This is a genomic window from Pseudomonas sp. PDM17 (genome assembly GCF_014851985.1).
In the GTDB taxonomy this organism is placed as follows: Bacteria; Pseudomonadota; Gammaproteobacteria; order Pseudomonadales; family Pseudomonadaceae; genus Pseudomonas.
This window is the reverse complement of the sequence record NZ_JACVAT010000004.1, coordinates 277,419-294,047: the sequence shown is the minus strand read 5'-3', so window position 1 is coordinate 294,047 and position 16,629 is coordinate 277,419. Positions and strand designations below refer to the sequence as shown.

General features: G+C 67.4%; 14 protein-coding genes. 7 read left to right on the top strand and 7 right to left on the bottom strand.

What is annotated here, in order from left to right; genetic code table 11:
• The first annotated feature begins 1 nt into the window (after window position 1).
• The 3 genes from IB256_RS15560 (at window position 2) to IB256_RS15550 (ending at window position 2,874) form a co-directional block, all read left to right on the top strand.
• Window positions 2–484 carry a DUF4442 domain-containing protein gene (locus tag IB256_RS15560; protein ID WP_081519533.1) on the top strand — a complete coding sequence of 161 codons (483 nt, stop codon included), beginning with the start codon at window positions 2–4 and terminating at the stop codon, window positions 482–484.
• 50 nt (window positions 485–534) lie between these two features.
• The gene (locus IB256_RS15555; RefSeq protein WP_192293880.1) at window positions 535–1,752 is read left to right on the top strand and encodes a 2-octaprenyl-3-methyl-6-methoxy-1,4-benzoquinol hydroxylase; all 1,218 of its coding nucleotides are present in this window, start codon (window positions 535–537) and stop codon (window positions 1,750–1,752) included.
• Window positions 1,753–1,872: 120 nt separating this feature from the next.
• Entirely contained in the window at window positions 1,873–2,874 is a 1,002-nt protein-coding gene (locus tag IB256_RS15550) for an extracellular solute-binding protein (protein WP_192403171.1), read from the top strand.
• 15 nt (window positions 2,875–2,889) lie between these two features.
• On the opposite strand, the gene IB256_RS15545 is transcribed toward IB256_RS15550, so the two are convergent.
• Window positions 2,890–3,228: a hypothetical protein gene (locus IB256_RS15545; protein ID WP_081519536.1), complete on the bottom strand. Its 339-nt coding sequence runs from the start codon at window positions 3,226–3,228 to the stop codon at window positions 2,890–2,892.
• A gap of 173 nt (window positions 3,229–3,401) precedes the next feature.
• On the opposite strand from IB256_RS15545, the gene IB256_RS15540 reads away from it, so the two are divergent.
• The 4 genes from IB256_RS15540 to gcvP all read left to right on the top strand — a co-directional run bounded on the left by IB256_RS15540 (window position 3,402) and on the right by gcvP (window position 9,625).
• Window positions 3,402–5,021 (top strand): ABC transporter permease, encoded by a 1,620-nt coding sequence (locus IB256_RS15540; protein ID WP_192403169.1) that lies wholly within the window; start codon window positions 3,402–3,404, stop codon window positions 5,019–5,021.
• A gap of 112 nt (window positions 5,022–5,133) precedes the next feature.
• Window positions 5,134–6,216, top strand: coding sequence for a glycine cleavage system aminomethyltransferase GcvT (gene gcvT, locus IB256_RS15535; RefSeq protein WP_192403167.1), 1,083 nt, complete (start codon window positions 5,134–5,136; stop codon window positions 6,214–6,216).
• Between the two features lie 66 nt (window positions 6,217–6,282).
• A complete protein-coding gene (gene gcvH / locus IB256_RS15530; RefSeq protein WP_045213109.1) occupies window positions 6,283–6,672 on the top strand; it encodes a glycine cleavage system protein GcvH in 390 nt (129 codons plus the stop codon).
• A gap of 76 nt (window positions 6,673–6,748) precedes the next feature.
• Window positions 6,749–9,625 (top strand): aminomethyl-transferring glycine dehydrogenase, encoded by a 2,877-nt coding sequence (gene gcvP / locus IB256_RS15525; RefSeq protein ID WP_192293874.1) that lies wholly within the window; start codon window positions 6,749–6,751, stop codon window positions 9,623–9,625.
• Window positions 9,626–10,037: 412 nt separating this feature from the next.
• Here gcvP and IB256_RS15520 read toward each other — a convergent pair whose 3' ends face one another.
• The 6 genes from IB256_RS15520 to IB256_RS15495 form a co-directional block, all read right to left on the bottom strand.
• Entirely contained in the window at window positions 10,038–10,259 is a 222-nt protein-coding gene (locus IB256_RS15520; RefSeq protein ID WP_081519540.1) for a hypothetical protein, read from the bottom strand.
• Between the two features lie 95 nt (window positions 10,260–10,354).
• The gene (locus IB256_RS15515) at window positions 10,355–10,681 is read right to left on the bottom strand and encodes a DUF2388 domain-containing protein (RefSeq protein WP_138213164.1); all 327 of its coding nucleotides are present in this window, start codon (window positions 10,679–10,681) and stop codon (window positions 10,355–10,357) included.
• Between the two features lie 111 nt (window positions 10,682–10,792).
• A complete protein-coding gene (locus IB256_RS15510) occupies window positions 10,793–11,110 on the bottom strand; it encodes a DUF2388 domain-containing protein (protein ID WP_045213099.1) in 318 nt (105 codons plus the stop codon).
• Between the two features lie 122 nt (window positions 11,111–11,232).
• Entirely contained in the window at window positions 11,233–13,650 is a 2,418-nt protein-coding gene (locus IB256_RS15505) for a tetratricopeptide repeat protein (protein ID WP_192293873.1), read from the bottom strand.
• 111 nt (window positions 13,651–13,761) lie between these two features.
• Window positions 13,762–15,042, bottom strand: a complete 1,281-nt coding sequence (locus IB256_RS15500; RefSeq protein ID WP_192293871.1) for a cytochrome c — start codon at window positions 15,040–15,042, stop codon at window positions 13,762–13,764.
• Window positions 15,039–16,628: a GMC family oxidoreductase gene (locus tag IB256_RS15495; RefSeq protein WP_192293869.1), complete on the bottom strand. Its 1,590-nt coding sequence runs from the start codon at window positions 16,626–16,628 to the stop codon at window positions 15,039–15,041. The genes IB256_RS15500 and IB256_RS15495 overlap by 4 nt, the downstream gene beginning before the upstream one ends.
• Between the last annotated feature and the right edge of the window lies 1 nt (window position 16,629).

Genomic DNA, 16,629 nt, shown 5'->3' with positions numbered 1-16,629 from the left:
GATGCAAGCACGCAAGAGCCCGCACCGCGCCCGCCTGCTGCGCATCGGCCTGAACCTCTACCCGCCGTACCTCGGCGCCGGAGTGCGAGTGCGTCACATCAGCGCGGATTTTCGCGAGATCCGCGTGAAGATGGGCCTGAACCTGTTCAACCGCAATTACGTCGGCACGCAGTTCGGCGGCAGCCTGTACAGCATGACCGACCCGTTCTTCATGCTGATGCTGATGGAGAACCTGGGGCGCGACTACATCGTCTGGGACAAGGCTGCCAACATCGAATTCGTCAGCCCCGGCAAGGGGCCGGTGTATGCCGATTTCCGTATCGACCAGCACCTGCTCGACGACATCCGCGAGCAGACCGCCACGGGCGAGAAATACCTGCCGCGCCTGCACGCTGAAGTGCGTGACGGCGAAGGCACCCTGGTGGCGCGGGTGCAGAAGACCCTGTACGTCCGGCTCAAGCCGCGCGCGCGGCAGGCCGCTTGAATTTCGATGCCCGCGCAGTTGCTGCGCGGGCCGCTGAAGAAGGAACGCACATGCACGCGGATCTGGTTATCGTCGGGGCGGGAATGGTCGGTAGCGCGCTGGCCCTGGCCCTGGAAGGCAGCGGGCTGGATATCCTGCTGCTCGACGGCTCGCCGCTGAGCGTCAAGCCGTTCGACCGCGAAGCGCCCTTCGAACCGCGCGTCAGTGCGCTGTCCGAGGCCAGCCGGCGCATCCTCCAGCGCCTGCATGCCTGGGACGGCATCGCCGCACGGCGCGCCGAGCCCTACTGCGAGATGCAGGTGTGGGACGGCTCGGGGACCGGGCAGATCCACTTCAGCGCCGCCAGCGTGCATGCCGAGATGCTCGGCCACATCGTCGAAAACCGCGTGGTACAGGACGCCCTGCTGGAGCGTCTGCATGACTCCGCCCTCGGCCTGCTGCCCAATGCGCGCCTGGAGCAGCTGCGCCACTCCGGCGACGACTGGCTGCTGAGCCTTTCCGACGGCCGCGAAATCCGCACACCCCTGGTGGTTGCCGCCGACGGCGCCAACTCCGCGGTACGCCGCCTGGCCGGCTGCGCCACCCGCGAGTGGGATTACCTGCACCACGCCATCGTCACCAGCGTGCGCTGCGAGAAGCCGCACCAGGCCACCGCCTGGCAGCGTTTCACCGACGACGGCCCGCTGGCCTTTCTGCCGCTGGCGAAAGAGGGCGACGCACACTGGTGCTCGATCGTCTGGTCGACCACCCCGGAGCAGGCGGAAAAGCTCATGGCGCTGGACGACGAAGGCTTCTGCAAGGCTCTGGGCCTCGCTTTCGAGCAGCGCCTGGGCGCCATCGAGCATGCCGACCGCCGCCTGTGCATCCCGCTGCGCCAGCGCCACGCCAAGCGCTACGTGGAGCCGGGGCTGGTGCTGATCGGCGACGCCGCGCACACCATCCACCCGCTGGCCGGGCAGGGCGTGAACCTGGGCTTCCTGGATGCCGCGGTGCTCGCCGAGGTGCTCGAGCATGCCCACGCCCGTGGCGAGAACATTGCCGAGGAACGTGTGCTGAGCCGCTACGAGCGTCGCCGTATGCCGCACAACCTGGCGATGATGGCGGCGATGGAAGGCTTCCAGCGCCTGTTCCAGGCCGACCCGCTGGCGGTGCGCTGGTTGCGCAACGCCGGGCTGCGCCTGGTGGACAAGCACCATGAGGCCAAGGGCGTGTTCGTGCGCCAGGCGCTGGGGCTGTCGGGGGACTTGCCGAATCTGGCGCGGGTGTGATCAGGGCGCCCGCGACCCCAGACCGCACCCCATCGAAACACCCCGACACAATCACGCGGCTCGTTAGCAAATGAGGTTCCTTATCATTTGAGGGATATCTTTCCCGTAAAGGACACGCCCATGCTCGCGCGCAAAGGTCTTCTCGCCACCCTCCTGCTGGCCGCCCTCGGTAGCACCGCCCAGGCCGCCGACGAAGTGGTGGTCTACTCCTCGCGCATCGACGAACTGATCAAGCCGGTGTTCGACGCCTACACCGAGAAGACCGGGGTGAAGATCAAGTTCATCACCGACAAGGAAGCGCCGCTGATGGCGCGGATCAAGGCCGAAGGCGCCAACACCCCGGCCGACCTGCTGCTCACCGTCGATGCCGGCAACCTCTGGCAGGCCGAGAAGATGGGCATCCTGCAGCCTTTCGATTCGCCGACCCTGGATGCCAACATCCCGCCGCAGTATCGCTCCGGCACCGACAGCTGGACCGGCCTGTCGCTGCGCGCACGGACCATCGCCTATTCGACCCAGCGGGTGAAGCCCGAGGAACTGTCGACCTACGAAAAGCTGGCCGATGCGAAGTGGGAAGGCCGCCTGTGCCTGCGCACCGCGAAGAAGGTCTACAACCAGTCGTTGACCGCGACCCTGATCGAGACCCATGGCGCCGAAAAGACCGAGGAAATCCTCAAGGGCTGGGTGAACAACCTGGCGACCGACGTGTTCTCCGACGACAACGCGCTGCTGCAGGCCATCGCCGCCGGCCAGTGCGACGTCGGCATCGTCAACACCTACTACTACGGCCGGATGCACAAGGACAATCCGCAGCTGCCGGTGAAGCTGTTCTGGCCGAACCAGGGCGACCGTGGCGTGCACGTCAACCTGTCGGGCATCGGCCTGACCAAGCATGCGCCGCACCCGGAAGCCGCGAAGAAGCTGGTGGAGTGGATGACCGGGCCGGACGCCCAGTCGCTGTTCGCCGGCATCAACCAGGAATTCCCGGCCAACCCGAAAGTGGCGCCGTCGCAGGAAGTGGCGGCCTGGGGTGAGTTCAAGGCCGACAGCATCCCGGTGGAAATCGCCGGCAAGCGTCAGGCCGAAGCGATCAAGCTGATGGATCGCGCCGGCTGGAACTGACCGGAATCCGGCGCCTCAACGGGCGCCGGCATCGTCCGAATGGCTGACGGAGAGTGCCTTGCCCTCACCGCTCAGCAGGCAGATGAATTCGCCGTCGGACTGCTCGCCCCGACGCAGTTGCGCGACCAGCCGCTTGCTCGCCGTCTGACCGTCGACCGAGCCTTCATAGGCTTCCTCGCGGATCGAGCCCGGCTCGATCCAGGTCTGCTGCCAGCGCTCCTGCAGCTGCGGGTCCGCGGCGACCTTGCCGATGGCCATGGCCAGGCAGGATTCGACAGGGGTGGGTTCGTCGGCCAGGGCCAGGCTGCAGAGCGGCAACAGCAGCAGGCCGGACAGGCGGCAGAGTGACGACATGGGACTTTTTCCTTGGGGACGGCGGTGGCAGAGTGGCCGATTCGACCGCTGTACCTTGCGCTTTATCCCTGCCAGGTGAGGATCGGGCGAATTCGATTTCAATGAGGGAAATTTCCGACGGCAGCCCGGCGGCACTTCCCACGACCCCCTGATGTTCTGGAAACACCCAACGCATGCGCGCCAACCGCTGGTACCCCATCACTTTCGCCGTCGCCGCCCTGGTCCTGCTGCCCATCAGCGTCCTGCTGCTGAGCTGGGCCCAGATCGACCGCGAAATCTGGTCGCACCTGTGGGAAACCCAGATGACGCGCCTGCTGGGCAATACCCTGGTGCTGGTGGCCGGCGTGGGCGTTGGCGTGACCGTGCTGGGCGTCAGCCTGGCCTGGCTCACCAGCCTCTGCGAATTCCCCGGCCGGCGCTGGCTGGACTGGGCGCTGATGTTGCCCTTCGCGGTGCCGGCCTATGTGCTGGCGTTTGTCTTCGTCGGTCTGCTGGACTTCTCCGGCCCCGTGCAGACGCTGCTGCGCGAGTGGTTCGGCAGCGGCCTGCGGCTGCCGCGCGTACGCTCCACCGGCGGCGTTATCACGGTGCTGGTGCTGGTCTTCTATCCGTATGTCTACCTGCTCGCGCGAACCGCCTTCCTCGCCCAGGGACGCGGGCTCATGGAAGCGGCGCGGGTGCTCGGGTTGTCGCCGCTGGCGGCCTTCTGGCGCGTCGCCCTGCCGATGGCCCGGCCGGCCATCGGCGCCGGGCTGGCGCTGGCGATCATGGAGACCCTGGCGGATTTCGGCACCGTGTCGGTGTTCAACTTCGATACCTTCACCACTGCTGTCTACAAGACCTGGTACGGCTTCTACAGTCTCTCCAGCGCTACCCAGCTGGCCAGCCTGCTGCTGCTGTTCGTCATGCTGGTGCTGCTGGGCGAGCGCTATAGCCGTGGCCGCAGCGGCGTGCCCAACGAGCGTCCGCGCGGCGCGGCGCTTTACAGGCTGCACGGCTGGAAGGCCTTCGCCGCCAGCGCCTGGTGCCTGCTGGTGTTCGCCTGCGCCTTCGTCATTCCGGTGCTGCAGCTGGTGGTCTGGGTCTGGCAGAAGGGCCGGTTCGACCTCGATGAGCGCTACTGGGGCCTGATCCTGCACAGCCTCTACCTGGGGGGCTTCGCGGCGGTGCTGACGGTGGCCGTGGCGCTGCTGCTGGCCTTCGCCCGGCGGCTGTCGACGACGCCGGCAGTGCGCTCGGCGGTGGGTATCTCCAACCTTGGCTATGCGCTGCCCGGCTCGGTGCTGGCGGTGGCGATCATGCTGGCTTTCAGCTGGCTCGATAATCACGCGGTGATCCCGCTCTCCAGCGCCATGGGCGGCGCCGGCAAGCCGCTGCTGCTGGGCAGCCTCGGGGCGCTGCTGGTGGCCTACCTGATCCGCTTCATGGCGGTGGCCTACAACCCGCTGGAGGGTGCGTTGGCGAGAATTCGCCCGTCGCTTCCGGAAGCTTCCCGCAGCCTGGGTGTCGGTGGTGCCGGCCTGTTCTTTCGCGTCTACCTGCCGCTGCTGCTGCCGGGGGCGCTGAGCGCCGCGCTGCTGGTGTTCGTCGACGTGCTCAAGGAGATGCCGGCGACCTTGCTCATGCGCCCGTTCGGCTGGGACACCCTGGCCGTGCGCGTCTTCGAGATGACCAGCGAGGGCGAGTGGGCGCGTGCCGCGCTGCCTGCTCTGACGCTAGTGCTGGTGGGGTTGTTCCCGGTGATCGGCCTGATCCGTCGATCCGCGCGCCAGAGCGGTTCTTCGCGGCCCTGAGAATCGGCCGTCGGACAAGCTGTCCAGAGTCCTGCCATGCGACTACAATGCGCGCGTTTCGTGCGGGCCGTACTCGCGCTCCGCACCCGCCTCGCCCGGAAGGAGAACACCCATGGGACAGCGCACGCCGCTCTATGATTTGCACGTCGCCCTCGGCGCCAAGATCGTCGATTTCGGCGGTTGGGACATGCCGTTGCACTACGGTTCGCAAGTCGAAGAGCACCACCAGGTACGTCGCGATTGCGGCGTGTTCGACGTTTCCCACATGACCGTGGTCGACGTCACCGGTCCGCAGGCGAAGGAATACCTGCAACGACTCCTGGCCAACGACGTCGAACGACTGCAAACCCCGGGCAAGGCGCTGTACAGCGGCATGCTCAACGACCGTGGCGGGGTGGTCGACGACCTGATCGTCTACCTCGGCGTGTACGGCTACCGCGTGGTGGTCAACGCCTCCACCCGCGACAAGGACATGGCCTGGATGCAGGCCCATACCGAAGGCTTCGACGTCACCCTGACCGAGCGCGCGGACCTCGCCATGCTGGCCGTGCAGGGCCCGAATGCCCGCGAGAAGACCGCCGAGCTGGTCACCCCTTCGCGCGCCGCGCTGATCCGCGAACTCAAGCCCTTCCAGGGCAAGGCCGACGGTGATTGGTTCATCGCCCGCACCGGCTATACCGGCGAGGATGGCCTGGAAATCATGCTGCCGGCCGCCGAGGCGCCGGGCTTCCTCAACGAACTGGTCGGCGCCGGCATTGCCCCGGCGGGCCTGGGCGCGCGCGACACCCTGCGCCTGGAAGCCGGGATGAACCTGTACGGCCAGGACATGGACGAAGACATCTCCCCGCTGGCCGCCAACATGGGCTGGACCATCGCCTGGGAGCCGGCCGAGCGCGACTTCATCGGCCGCAAGGCCCTGGAAGCGCAGAAAGCCGCGGGCGATACGCCCAAGCTGGTCGGTCTGGTGCTGGAAGAGCGCGGCGTGCTGCGCGCCCACCAGGTCGTGCGCGTCGCCGGTGTCGGCGATGGCGAGATCACCAGCGGCAGCTTCTCCCCGACGCTGGGCAAATCCATCGCCCTGGCCCGCGTGCCGGCGGCCACCGGCGACCGCGCCGAGGTGGAGATCCGTGGCAAGTGGTACCCGGTTCGCGTCGTTCAGCCGAATTTCGTGCGTCATGGCAAAGCCCTGATCTAAATTGCATGATCTAACTTGAATAGGGCGGCACCGCCGCCCGTCGCCCAGTCACCGAGGAAAAACAACATGAGCAATATCCCCGCCGACCTGCGTTACGCCGCCAGCCATGAGTGGGCGCGCCTGGAAGCCGACGGTACCGTGACCGTGGGCATCTCCGACCACGCCCAGGAAGCCCTGGGCGACGTGGTCTTCGTCGAACTGCCGGAAGTGGGCAAGACCCTCGCCGCCGGCCAGGAAGCCGGTGTGGTCGAGTCGGTGAAGGCCGCCTCGGACATCTATGCCCCGGTGGGCGGCGAAGTCATCGCCGTCAACGACGTGCTGGCCGACACCCCCGAAGAAGTGAACAACGACCCGTACGGTTCCTGGTTCTTCAAGCTCAAGCCGAGCAACCCGGCCGAGCTGGACAAGCTCCTCGACGCCGCCGGCTACCGCGCTGCCAGCGACGCCGACGCGTAAGACACTGCTGTAAACACAGGCCTCGACTCGTCGGGGCCTGTTCTTTTTTACGGACCGACCTTTCGAGACCGTGGCCATGTCGAACACCCCTTCGCTTTCCCAGCTGCACCAGCCTGATGCCTTCCTCGCCCGCCACCTGGGCCCCGACGCCGCCGAGCAGCAAGCCATGCTCGACACCCTCGGGCTCGGCAACCGCGACGACCTGATCGTGCAGACGGTGCCGCCGGCGATCCGCCTGAACCGGCCGCTGGACCTGCCGACCGCCCTCGACGAACAGGGCGCGCTGGCCAAGCTGAAGGGCTATGCGGGCAAGAACGAGCTGTGGACCAGCCTGATCGGCACCGGCTACTACGGCACCCTGACCCCGACAGTGATCCTGCGCAACGTGCTGGAGAACCCGGGCTGGTACACCGCCTACACCCCGTACCAGCCGGAGATCGCCCAGGGTCGTCTCGAATCCCTGCTGAACTTCCAGCAGATGACCATCGACCTCACCGGCCTGGACCTCGCCAGCGCCTCGCTGCTCGACGAGGCCACCGCCGCCGCCGAAGCGATGGCCCTGGCCAAGCGCGTGGCCAAGGCCAAGAGCAACCTGTTCTTCGTCGACGTCAACTGCCACCCGCAGACCATCTCCGTGGTGCAGACCCGTGCCGAAGCCTTCGGCTTCGACGTGGTGGTCGACGAGGTAGACAACCTCGGCCAGCACACGGTGTTCGGCGCACTGCTGCAGTACCCGGACACCCGTGGCGAAATCCGTGACCTGCGCGCGGTGATCGACGCGCTGCACGCCCAGCAGGCCATCGCCTGCGTCGCCAGCGACCTGCTCGCGCTGCTGCTGCTCACCCCGCCGGGCGAGCTGGGCGCCGACGTGGTCCTGGGCAGCGCCCAGCGCTTTGGCGTGCCCATGGGCTACGGCGGCCCGCACGCGGCGTTCTTCGCCTGCCGCGACGATTACAAGCGCGCCATGCCGGGCCGCATCATCGGTGTGTCCAAGGACGCCCGTGGTAACACCGCGCTGCGTATGGCACTGCAGACCCGCGAGCAGCACATCCGTCGCGAGAAGGCCAACTCCAACGTCTGCACCTCGCAGGTGCTGCTGGCCAACATCGCCAGCCTGTACGCCGTCTACCACGGCCCGCAGGGCCTCAAGCGCATCGCCCAGCGCGTGCACCGGCTGACCTCCGTGCTGGCTGCCGGCCTGACCGCCAAGGGCGTGAAGGTCGTCAACCAGCACTTCTTCGACACCCTGACCCTGGACGTCGGCGCCCAGCAGCAGGCCATCGTCGAGCGCGCCCGCGCCGCCCGCGTGAACCTGCGCATCGTCGGCGAAGACCGCCTGGGCGTGAGCCTGGACGAAACCAGCAGCGCCGACACCCTCGCCAGCCTGTTCGACATTGTCCTCGGTGCCGGCCACGGCCTGGACGTCGCCCAGCTCGACGCCGGCAAGGTTGCCGACGGCATCCCCGCCGCCCTGCAGCGCAGCAGCGACTACCTGAACCACCCGGTGTTCAACCGCCATCACAGCGAAACCGAGATGCTGCGCTACTTGCGCCAGCTCGAGGGCAAGGATCTGGCGCTGAACCAGTCGATGATCCCGCTGGGCTCCTGCACCATGAAGCTCAACGCCACCAGCGAGATGATCCCGATCACCTGGCCGGAGTTCGCCAGCCTGCACCCCTTCGTGCCGCGTGAGCAGGCCGAGGGCTACCGCCTGATGATCGAGGAGCTGGAAAGCTGGCTCTGCGCGATCACCGGCTTCGACGCCATCTGCATGCAGCCCAACTCCGGCGCGCAAGGCGAGTACGCTGGCCTGCTGGCGATCCGCAAGTACCACGAGAGCCGTGGCGACGCGCACCGCAACATCTGCCTGATCCCGTCCTCGGCCCACGGCACCAACCCGGCCTCGGCGATCATGGCGAGCATGCGCGTGGTCATCGTCGAGTGCGACAAGGGCGGCAACGTCGACATGGAGGACCTAAAACGCAAGGCCGCCGAAGCCGGCGAGCAGCTGTCCTGCCTGATGATCACCTACCCGTCGACCCACGGCGTGTACGAGGAAGGCATCCGCGAAATCTGCGAGGTCATCCACGGCCACGGCGGCCAGGTCTACATGGACGGCGCCAACCTCAACGCCCAGGTGGGCCTGGCGCGCCCGGCGGACATCGGCGCCGACGTGTCGCACATGAACCTGCACAAGACCTTCTGCATTCCCCACGGCGGTGGCGGCCCGGGCATGGGCCCGATCGGCGTGAAGAAGCACCTCGCGCCCTTCGTCGCCAACCACCCGGTGATCCGCATCGAAGGCCCGAACCCGCTGAACGGCGCGGTGAGCGCCGCGCCCTGGGGCAGCGCGAGCATCCTGCCGATCAGCTGGATGTACATCGCCATGATGGGCCCGCAGCTGGCTGACGCCACCGAAGTGGCGATCCTCAATGCCAACTACCTGGCCCAGCAGCTCGATGGCGCCTTCCCGGTGCTCTACCGCGGCCGCAACGAGCGGGTCGCCCACGAGTGCATCCTCGACCTGCGCCCGCTCAAGGCGCAGACCGGGATCAGCGAGGAAGACGTGGCCAAGCGCCTGATGGATTACGGCTTCCACGCGCCGACCATGTCCTTCCCGGTACCGGGCACACTGATGGTGGAGCCCACCGAGAGCGAGTCCAAGCACGAGTTGGACCGCTTCATCGAGGCGATGCTGTCGATCCGCGCGGAGATCGCTAAGGTCGAGACCGGCGAATGGCCGGCCGAGGACAACCCGCTCAAGCGCGCTCCGCACACCCTGGCGGACGTCACCGGGCTGTGGGACCGCCCCTACCAGATCGCCGAAGCAGTGACCCCGACCGAGCACACCCGCGCCTTCAAGTACTGGCCGGCGGTGAACCGCGTGGACAACGTCTACGGCGACCGCAACCTGTTCTGCGCCTGCGTGCCGGTGGACGATTACCGCGAGTGAGCCGTGCGCTGAAGTGACTGTGCGATGAACGAAATAGCCGCCTTCGGGCGGCTTTTTCATTGGGCTTTTCGTAGGAGCGAGCTTGCTCGCGAATGGAGTTTTCGGCGGCGCAGGCGCTGGGCGGGTTCGCGAGCAAGCTCGCTCCTACAGGCAAACCCTTAGCGCGGGCGTTCCCCTGTGGGAGCGCGCCATGCGCGCGATCGCTGGCATGGTCCGCACCTACAGGTTGATTCCGCTGCGGACCGAGGCACGGCGTAGGATGGTGTGGAGCGCAGCGATACCCATCAACCGCCGCGCGCCGACAGCATGGGTATCGCTTAGGCTCCGCCAATCCTGCGTACCGTTCGACGGCGCAACGTGGCGTTCGCGGCAGGCGCGTTTTCGAGAGGGGCGCTGGTGCCTGCGGCGGGACTCAGGGCTTGAGCTGCAAGCGGCCGATCAGGCGGATCAGGAAGACGAACAGCAGGATCATCAGTACGTTGCTGAGCATGCCGATCAGGTTGTAGACGGCCGAGGGCAGCAGCGAGTAGATCTCGAGGCCGACCACGCTGAGCAGGCGGCTGAGCAGCCAGAAACCTTCACTGACGATCAGCAGGATCAGGGTGATCTTCAGCGGCTGGATGGGATCGTTCATGGGACACTCCGTGTCGTAGGCGGAGTGTCAGTAGAACACAGCCTGCACCGCCTGGCGTGGCTCGTGGCGAACGCCACGGGCCGCGCCGGTGGGTGTCACTGGGTGGGTGCGTCATCGCGGCGGACGAGGATGGCGTTGGCCAGCTCCATGTCGCTGCGGTCCTGCAGCGCGGCGTCGTCGCTGCGCAGGCGGGTGAGGGCGGCTTCCAGGTAGGGGCCGCGGATGGCGCCGTCACTGGCGACGAAGGCGCTCGCATCGTCCTGGGCGGCGACGATCAGCTTGTCGTGCTTGAAGGTCAGGTAGGTCGACGCCGTGGTGGCGCCGGACGAGATGACGTCGCGCCAGAAGTCGCCGTCGGCCATGGCCGAGGCGGCGGGCAGGGCAATCAGGGCAAAGGCCGTGGCCAGTTTCGCGGTACGCATCGGGTACACCTCCGCAAGGTCCGTGTACAGGTGAGAGGCGCGTGGGTTGGCGGGAGTTCCAACTTTCCTGCGACGGTCTGCGCGAGCGGTCGCCCGCGCGGACCGCGTCGATCAGCGCTGGGCGGCGAGGATCGCCGAGGCCAGTTCGGCGTCGCTGGCTTGCGCCAGGGCCGGGTCGGCGCTGCGCATCTGCTGCAGCGTGGCTTCCAGGTAGGGGCCGCGGATGGCGCCGTCGGTGGCGATGAAGCTGGCGGCATCGTCCTGGGCCGGGCCGATCAGCTTGTGATCGTCACGGCTGGTCAGGTAGCTCGAGGCGGTGGTGGCGCCGGAGGTCAGGACCGAACGCCAGAAGTCGCGATCTTCGGCCATGGCACAGGTGAGGGGGAGCAGGGTGAGGGCTACGACAGCAGGGACAAAACGGCGACGCATGATGGTTCCTTGAGTGATTGCGCGCCACTCAGAGCTTCGGAAATTTCCGCGGTTCCCTCCTGTCGTCGGAAATGTCTGTCACCGAAGCTGCCTGTCTTCGCAGCTATCTGTCGCCGGAGCGATCACTCGCGCTTGAGCGAGGGATCATCCGGGTTTTGCTGCTCCAGCTCCGCCGTGAACTGCTGCACCTTCTGGAACTGCCCGGATTCGCGAAGATAATCGATCAGTACCAGGCGCGCCGCGCGATTGGCCGGGTGTTTCTGCAGCAGGGTCTCCAGCTCATGGCAGGCGCCGTCGGCATCTCCGCTGTCATGCAGGGCGATGGCCAGCACATAGCGGAACTGGTCGTCCTCCGGAGCCAGGCGTACCGCTTCACGCAGCTCTTTCAGGGCCTGCGGACGCTGCCCCTGGCGGACCAGGGACAGGGCATTGACGTGATGCAGCAGCCCGGACGCCGGGTTCTGGCGCAGGGCTTCATCGAGCAACTGCCGAGCGTCGTCCTGGCGCCCGTTGGCCTCCAGCCACTGGATCAGGGTGACCGTGGCTGGCAGGAATGCCGGATTGCGCGCGATGGCGGCGCGCAGGGCGGGCTCCACCTTTTCCGGGCGGTTGGTGCGCTGGTAGAGCATGGCGAGGTTGAGGTTCGCCTCGGCGCGTTCGCTCAGGTCGTTCTGCACCTCTTCATACTCGCCCAGGCCCTTCTCCAGCGCGGAGTTGAGGCCGGCGCGGGTCTGCGGCGGCAACTGCGCCAGTTGCCAGGCGGCAGCGATGCGCACGGCACGGACCGGATCGTCCAGCAGAGGCGCCAGCAGCGTCGGCAGCACCAGGCCCTGCTGCGGGCCGTTGGCGAGCGGCAGGAGCACGTTGATGGCGGCGGTACGTACCTGCGGGTCGGCATCCTTCAGGGCCAGTGCGGCCAGTTCCAGCGAACGCTGGCTGGGATAGCTGGGCAGCTCGGCCATCAGCGTAGCGCGGCGGATCGCCGGCAGGCTGGCGTCGGCCAGCAGCAGATGCAGCGCGCGGGAGGCACCGGGCTTGCCATTGCGGGCTTTCCACAGGGTGTCGTCATAGCGCGGGACGGGATTGCTGGAGGCGTTGGCCTTGGCCGGCAGCTCGCTGGCGTACCACTGGCGGAACTGGTCGCTGATCTTCTTCGCCGGGGTGTCCTTGTGGCAGGCCAGGCAGGCGTCCGGTGCGCCGATGTGCCTTGCGTGCGCGGGATCGGGCAGGGTGAAGCCATGGTCGTGGCGGTAGTCGTTGACCATGTAGTAGCGCCCAGGCATGTGGCAGGACGTGCACTGCGCGCCAGGGGTGCCGGGCTGGTGGTGGGTGTGTTCGGGGGAGTCGTAGTTCTTCGCCTGCAGGCCCTTGCCGTCGATCTGCGGACGCACCGCCTTGCCGGCGGTGTTGTGGCACTGCAGGCAGACGCCGTTGCCCGGCGCCTTCAGCTCGCCGCTGTGGGGATTGTGGCAGTCGGTGCACTGCACGCCCTTGGCGAACATCTTGCTCTGGGTAAAGGAGCCCCACTCGAAGACCTCGTCCTTGATCTTGCCGTCGATCTCGTAGAGCTCGCGGGTCAGGGTGCTGGGCAGGTAATCGTCCATGAAACGGTGGTTGTTCTGGTAGCCGTCGCCCAGTGGCGCGCGGCGTGCGTGGCAGCGTGCGCAGGTCTCGACGATGGTGCTCTGGCTGGCGTTCTGCAGCGGCACATCGAAGCCCCTGGCGGCGTTACCGTCGGGCTTCTGTGCCCATTCCAGGTGCTTGGACGCCGGGCCGTGGCAGGCCTGGCAGCCGACGCCAAGGCTGTTCCAGTGGCTGGCGAAGCTGTCGGTCTTCGCATCGTAGTCGCGCTTGAAACCGGTGGTGTGGCACTCGACGCACATGAAGTTGGCGTTCTGCGCGGGGCGGGTCCAGTGCAGCTCGTCCTTGAAGTCGATGCGCTGGCCGGGCATCAGCTGGAACCACTGGTGCTTGCGGCTATCCCAGGCGACGCCGAGGGCCTGCAGGCGGCCACCCGGATACGCCAGCAGATACTGCTGCAGCGGTTCGAAGCCGAAGGTGTAGGCGACCTTGAAATCCGCCGGCTTGCCGTCGGCGCCGGGGGTGTTGACCCAGTACTCGCCGTCCTTGCGGAAGAAGCGGCTGGTCTCGGTCTCGCCCTTGAAGGTGACATTGGCGAAGTCGCCCAGGACGTTGCCTTCGGTGGCCGGTTTCATCGCCTGCTGGTGATGGGAGCCCTGCCAGTCTTTGATCTGCGACTGGTGGCAGCCGCTGCAGGCGGCTTCATCCACCAGCGTCGCGGTTTGCGCCGCGGGTGTCGGTGCAGGAGGCTTCGCCGTGGTGGTCGGAATGGGGGGATGGCCGCTGGGCAGTTGGACGCCGCTGTCCTGTTCGACCCAGATCCATGCACCGATGGTCGCCAGGAGCAGTGCCCCGACGACGACGGCGAGCCAGGCGCGACGGAACCCTTCGGGCTGCGCGGCGGCGGGAGCGGGGGCAGAGACGGTGCGAGGCTTCTTGGTCTTGTGGCGCATGGACATCCGTTGTTCCGCGGCAACTCCGTGGGTACAGGAGCTTCCGCGAGCCGGTGGGAGCTGTCAACGCGGGCGGGCCTCATTTCTGGTGGCTGGCGGCCCGCCACTACGTCGGGGTCAGGGCTGGCGAATCTCGGCGACCCTCGCGCTATCGACCTTCACTTCGGGATTGCCGAACTGCGCGGTCAGGTAGTTCACCAGGGTGGCGATCTGCTCGTCGTTCAGCGTGCCGGCAAAGCCGGGCATGAACACGTTGTCATTGCCCACCTTGCGATGCACGCCGCCGAGCACGACCTGCACCAGGTTGTCCGGCTGCAGGGCGCCGACGGCGCTGTTCTTCAACAGCATCGGGTAGTAGCCGTCCTTCACCCCCTCGCCGGTCCAGGAGTGGCAGCTGGCGCAGTTGCCCAGGTAGAGGCGGGCGCCGTCTTCGTGCTTCTGTGCGGCGAAGTCCTCCCCGCGCAGGGTCACCAGGTCGTCCGCCGGTTGGCCCCAGGCAAAGCGCGCCTTGCGTTCGCCATCGCTGACCTCCGGGACGCTGCGCAGGTAGCTGGCGATGGCCTGCAGGTCAGCCTCGGTCATGTACTGGAAGCTGTGCTCCACCGCCTCCGCCATGGGCCCGGCGGCCTGCGCCTTGCCCGGTACGCGACCGGTCTTGAGGTACTGGACGATCTCCGCGTCGCTCCAGCCGCCGATGCCGCTGTGGGTGTCGGGGGTGATGTTGAAGGCATACCAGCCACCCAGTGCGGCGCCGGCGAGGAAACCGGTGCCGCGCTCGTCCGTGGCCTTCTCCTGGAACGCCATGCCGCGCGGCGTGTGGCAGGTGCCGCAGTGGGCCAGGCCCTGGACCAGATAGGCGCCACGGTTCCAGGCCGGGCTCTGCTTCGGGTTGTTCTGGTAGACCGCATCGTCGTGGAACAGCAGGTTCCAGATCGCCAGCGGCCAGCGCATGTCCAGCGGCCAGGTGATGTCGGAATCCTGGTTGGGCTGCGCGACCGCCTGTACGCCGCCTTCGAGGAACCAGGCGTAGAGCGCCTTCATGTCCTCGTCGGTGATCTTCGAATAGGCGGTGTAGGGCATCGCCGGATAGAGCCGCGTGCCGCCCTTGGCCACGCCTTCGCGCACGGCACGGGCGAAGTCGTCGTAGCTGTAGCTGCCGATGCCGGTCTTCGGGTCGGGGGTGATGTTGGTGGAGTACACCGCACCCAGTGGCGTGGCCAGCGGCAGGCCGCCGGCGAAGGGCTTGCCGCCCGGCGCGGTGTGGCAGGCTGCGCAGTCGCCGGCGCGGGCGAGGTATTCGCCACGTTGCAGCAACTCCGCCGGCGCCGGGTCGAGGGCCTTGGCGGCATGGGTGGCCAGCGGTGCGGCCAGCAGGGCGAGCAGCAGGAGAGGTTTCATGCCTTGGCCTCCCGCTTCAGGTGCTCGGCCAGGCGCAGGGCCAGGGCGGCGATGGTCAGGGTGCAGTTCACCGAGCCGACGGTGGGCATCACGCCGCTGCTGGCGATGAACAGGTTGGGGTGGTCGTGGCTGCGGCACTGGGCATCCACCACCGAGTCCTTCGGGTCTGTGCCCATCAGCACGGTGCCGGTGATGTGGTTGTTGTTGGCGAAGCTGTCGTCGTACTTGACCTCCTCGCCGCCCAGCAGCTTGGCCGCGTGGGCGTAGACCTCGCGGGTGTGCACCGCGCTCTTGCGCACGTAGTCGTCCATCGCATAGGTGAACTCGGGCTTGGGGATGCCCGCCGCGTCGCGCTCGGTGGCGCTGGGCACGATGCGGTTCTGCGGGTGCGGGAGGATTTCGTGGAAGCTGTCGAAGCGCACGAAACGTGCGGCGCGGTCGCGGATCTTCGCCTCCAGGTCATGGCCCAGCAGCAGCGGCCCGTGGCGGATCAGCTCGGCAGCGACCTGGTCGGTACGCGAGAGGTTGGACAGGTGGATCTTCTTCGACGCGTACTCGCTGCGGAAGGCGCCGTCGCGAAAGCCCACCATGGAGGTCATTTCCTGCGGTCCGCGCCCAGGCCAGAGCTTCTCGTCGGCGTAGAACCGCACCGCGGTGCCGGGGTGGTCCATGAGGTTGCGGCCGACCATGTCCGAGCTGTTGCCAACCCCGGACATCAGCATCAGCTTGGGCGTCTCGATGCCGTTGGCGGCGAGGATGAAGGTGTCGCCCTCGACACGCACCTCGTTGCCCTGCGGGTCCTTGTACAGCGCTGCGACTATCTGGCCGCCGTCGCCTTTCTCCAGCTTGAACACCACGGCGTTGTCGATCAGCCGCGCACCGGCGGCCTCGGCCTTCTCGACATGGACGATGCCGTTGTACATGGCGCCGATGGGGCAGATCGGCATGCAGTTGTTGTTGCCGCAGCAGGTCGGCCGGCCATCGTAAGGACGGCTGTTGCGCGCCACCGGCTCGGTGACCACGCGGTAGCCGTTGGCGTTGAGCAGGGTCTTGATGCGCTGCTCGTTCCACGACAATGGCAGCGGCGGCATCGGGTAGGGCTGGCTGCGGGGCGAGTCGAGCTCTTCGTCGCCGGGGCCCCAGACGCCCAGTTCCTCCTCGGCGCGTTGGTACCACGGCTCCAGCTCGGCGTACTCGATGGGCCAGTCGCGGCCCACGCCATAGAGGCTGAGCAGCTTGAAGTCGTTGGGCAGGAAGCGCCAGGCGGACGCCGCCCAGTGCCAGGTGGTGCCGCCCACGGCGCGGATGTACTGCACGTCGTAGGGGTGTTCGCCCTTCTGGATCAGGTAGTGGTTGTCCGGCTTGAACTGCGGATGTGGCGCGTGCGCGCTGGACGGGTAGGGCGCCTGGTTGTCGGATTTGTCCGCCTGATTGCGGAAGCGCTCGACGATCTCCCAGCGGCCCATGCGCGGGCCGGCTTCGAGGATCAGCACGTCCTTGCCGGCCAGTGCCAGCTGATGGGCGACCAGGGCGCCGGCCACACCGGAGCCGACCACCACGAAATCCGCGCGTTGCGTCTCGGCCATG

Coding starts and splice junctions, on each gene's coding strand:
- IB256_RS15505 (WP_192293873.1), bottom strand. CDS start 13,650: ATGTCCATGCGCCACAAGACCAAGAAGCCTCGCACCGTCTCTGCCCCC.
- IB256_RS15500 (WP_192293871.1), bottom strand. CDS start 15,042: ATGAAACCTCTCCTGCTGCTCGCCCTGCTGGCCGCACCGCTGGCCACC.
- gcvH (WP_045213109.1), top strand. CDS start 6,283: ATGAGCAATATCCCCGCCGACCTGCGTTACGCCGCCAGCCATGAGTGG.
- gcvP (WP_192293874.1), top strand. CDS start 6,749: ATGTCGAACACCCCTTCGCTTTCCCAGCTGCACCAGCCTGATGCCTTC.
- IB256_RS15495 (WP_192293869.1), bottom strand. CDS start 16,628: ATGGCCGAGACGCAACGCGCGGATTTCGTGGTGGTCGGCTCCGGTGTG.
- IB256_RS15540 (WP_192403169.1), top strand. CDS start 3,402: ATGCGCGCCAACCGCTGGTACCCCATCACTTTCGCCGTCGCCGCCCTG.
- gcvT (WP_192403167.1), top strand. CDS start 5,134: ATGGGACAGCGCACGCCGCTCTATGATTTGCACGTCGCCCTCGGCGCC.
- IB256_RS15560 (WP_081519533.1), top strand. CDS start 2: ATGCAAGCACGCAAGAGCCCGCACCGCGCCCGCCTGCTGCGCATCGGC.
- IB256_RS15545 (WP_081519536.1), bottom strand. CDS start 3,228: ATGTCGTCACTCTGCCGCCTGTCCGGCCTGCTGCTGTTGCCGCTCTGC.
- IB256_RS15510 (WP_045213099.1), bottom strand. CDS start 11,110: ATGCGTCGCCGTTTTGTCCCTGCTGTCGTAGCCCTCACCCTGCTCCCC.
- IB256_RS15550 (WP_192403171.1), top strand. CDS start 1,873: ATGCTCGCGCGCAAAGGTCTTCTCGCCACCCTCCTGCTGGCCGCCCTC.
- IB256_RS15515 (WP_138213164.1), bottom strand. CDS start 10,681: ATGCGTACCGCGAAACTGGCCACGGCCTTTGCCCTGATTGCCCTGCCC.
- IB256_RS15520 (WP_081519540.1), bottom strand. CDS start 10,259: ATGAACGATCCCATCCAGCCGCTGAAGATCACCCTGATCCTGCTGATC.
- IB256_RS15555 (WP_192293880.1), top strand. CDS start 535: ATGCACGCGGATCTGGTTATCGTCGGGGCGGGAATGGTCGGTAGCGCG.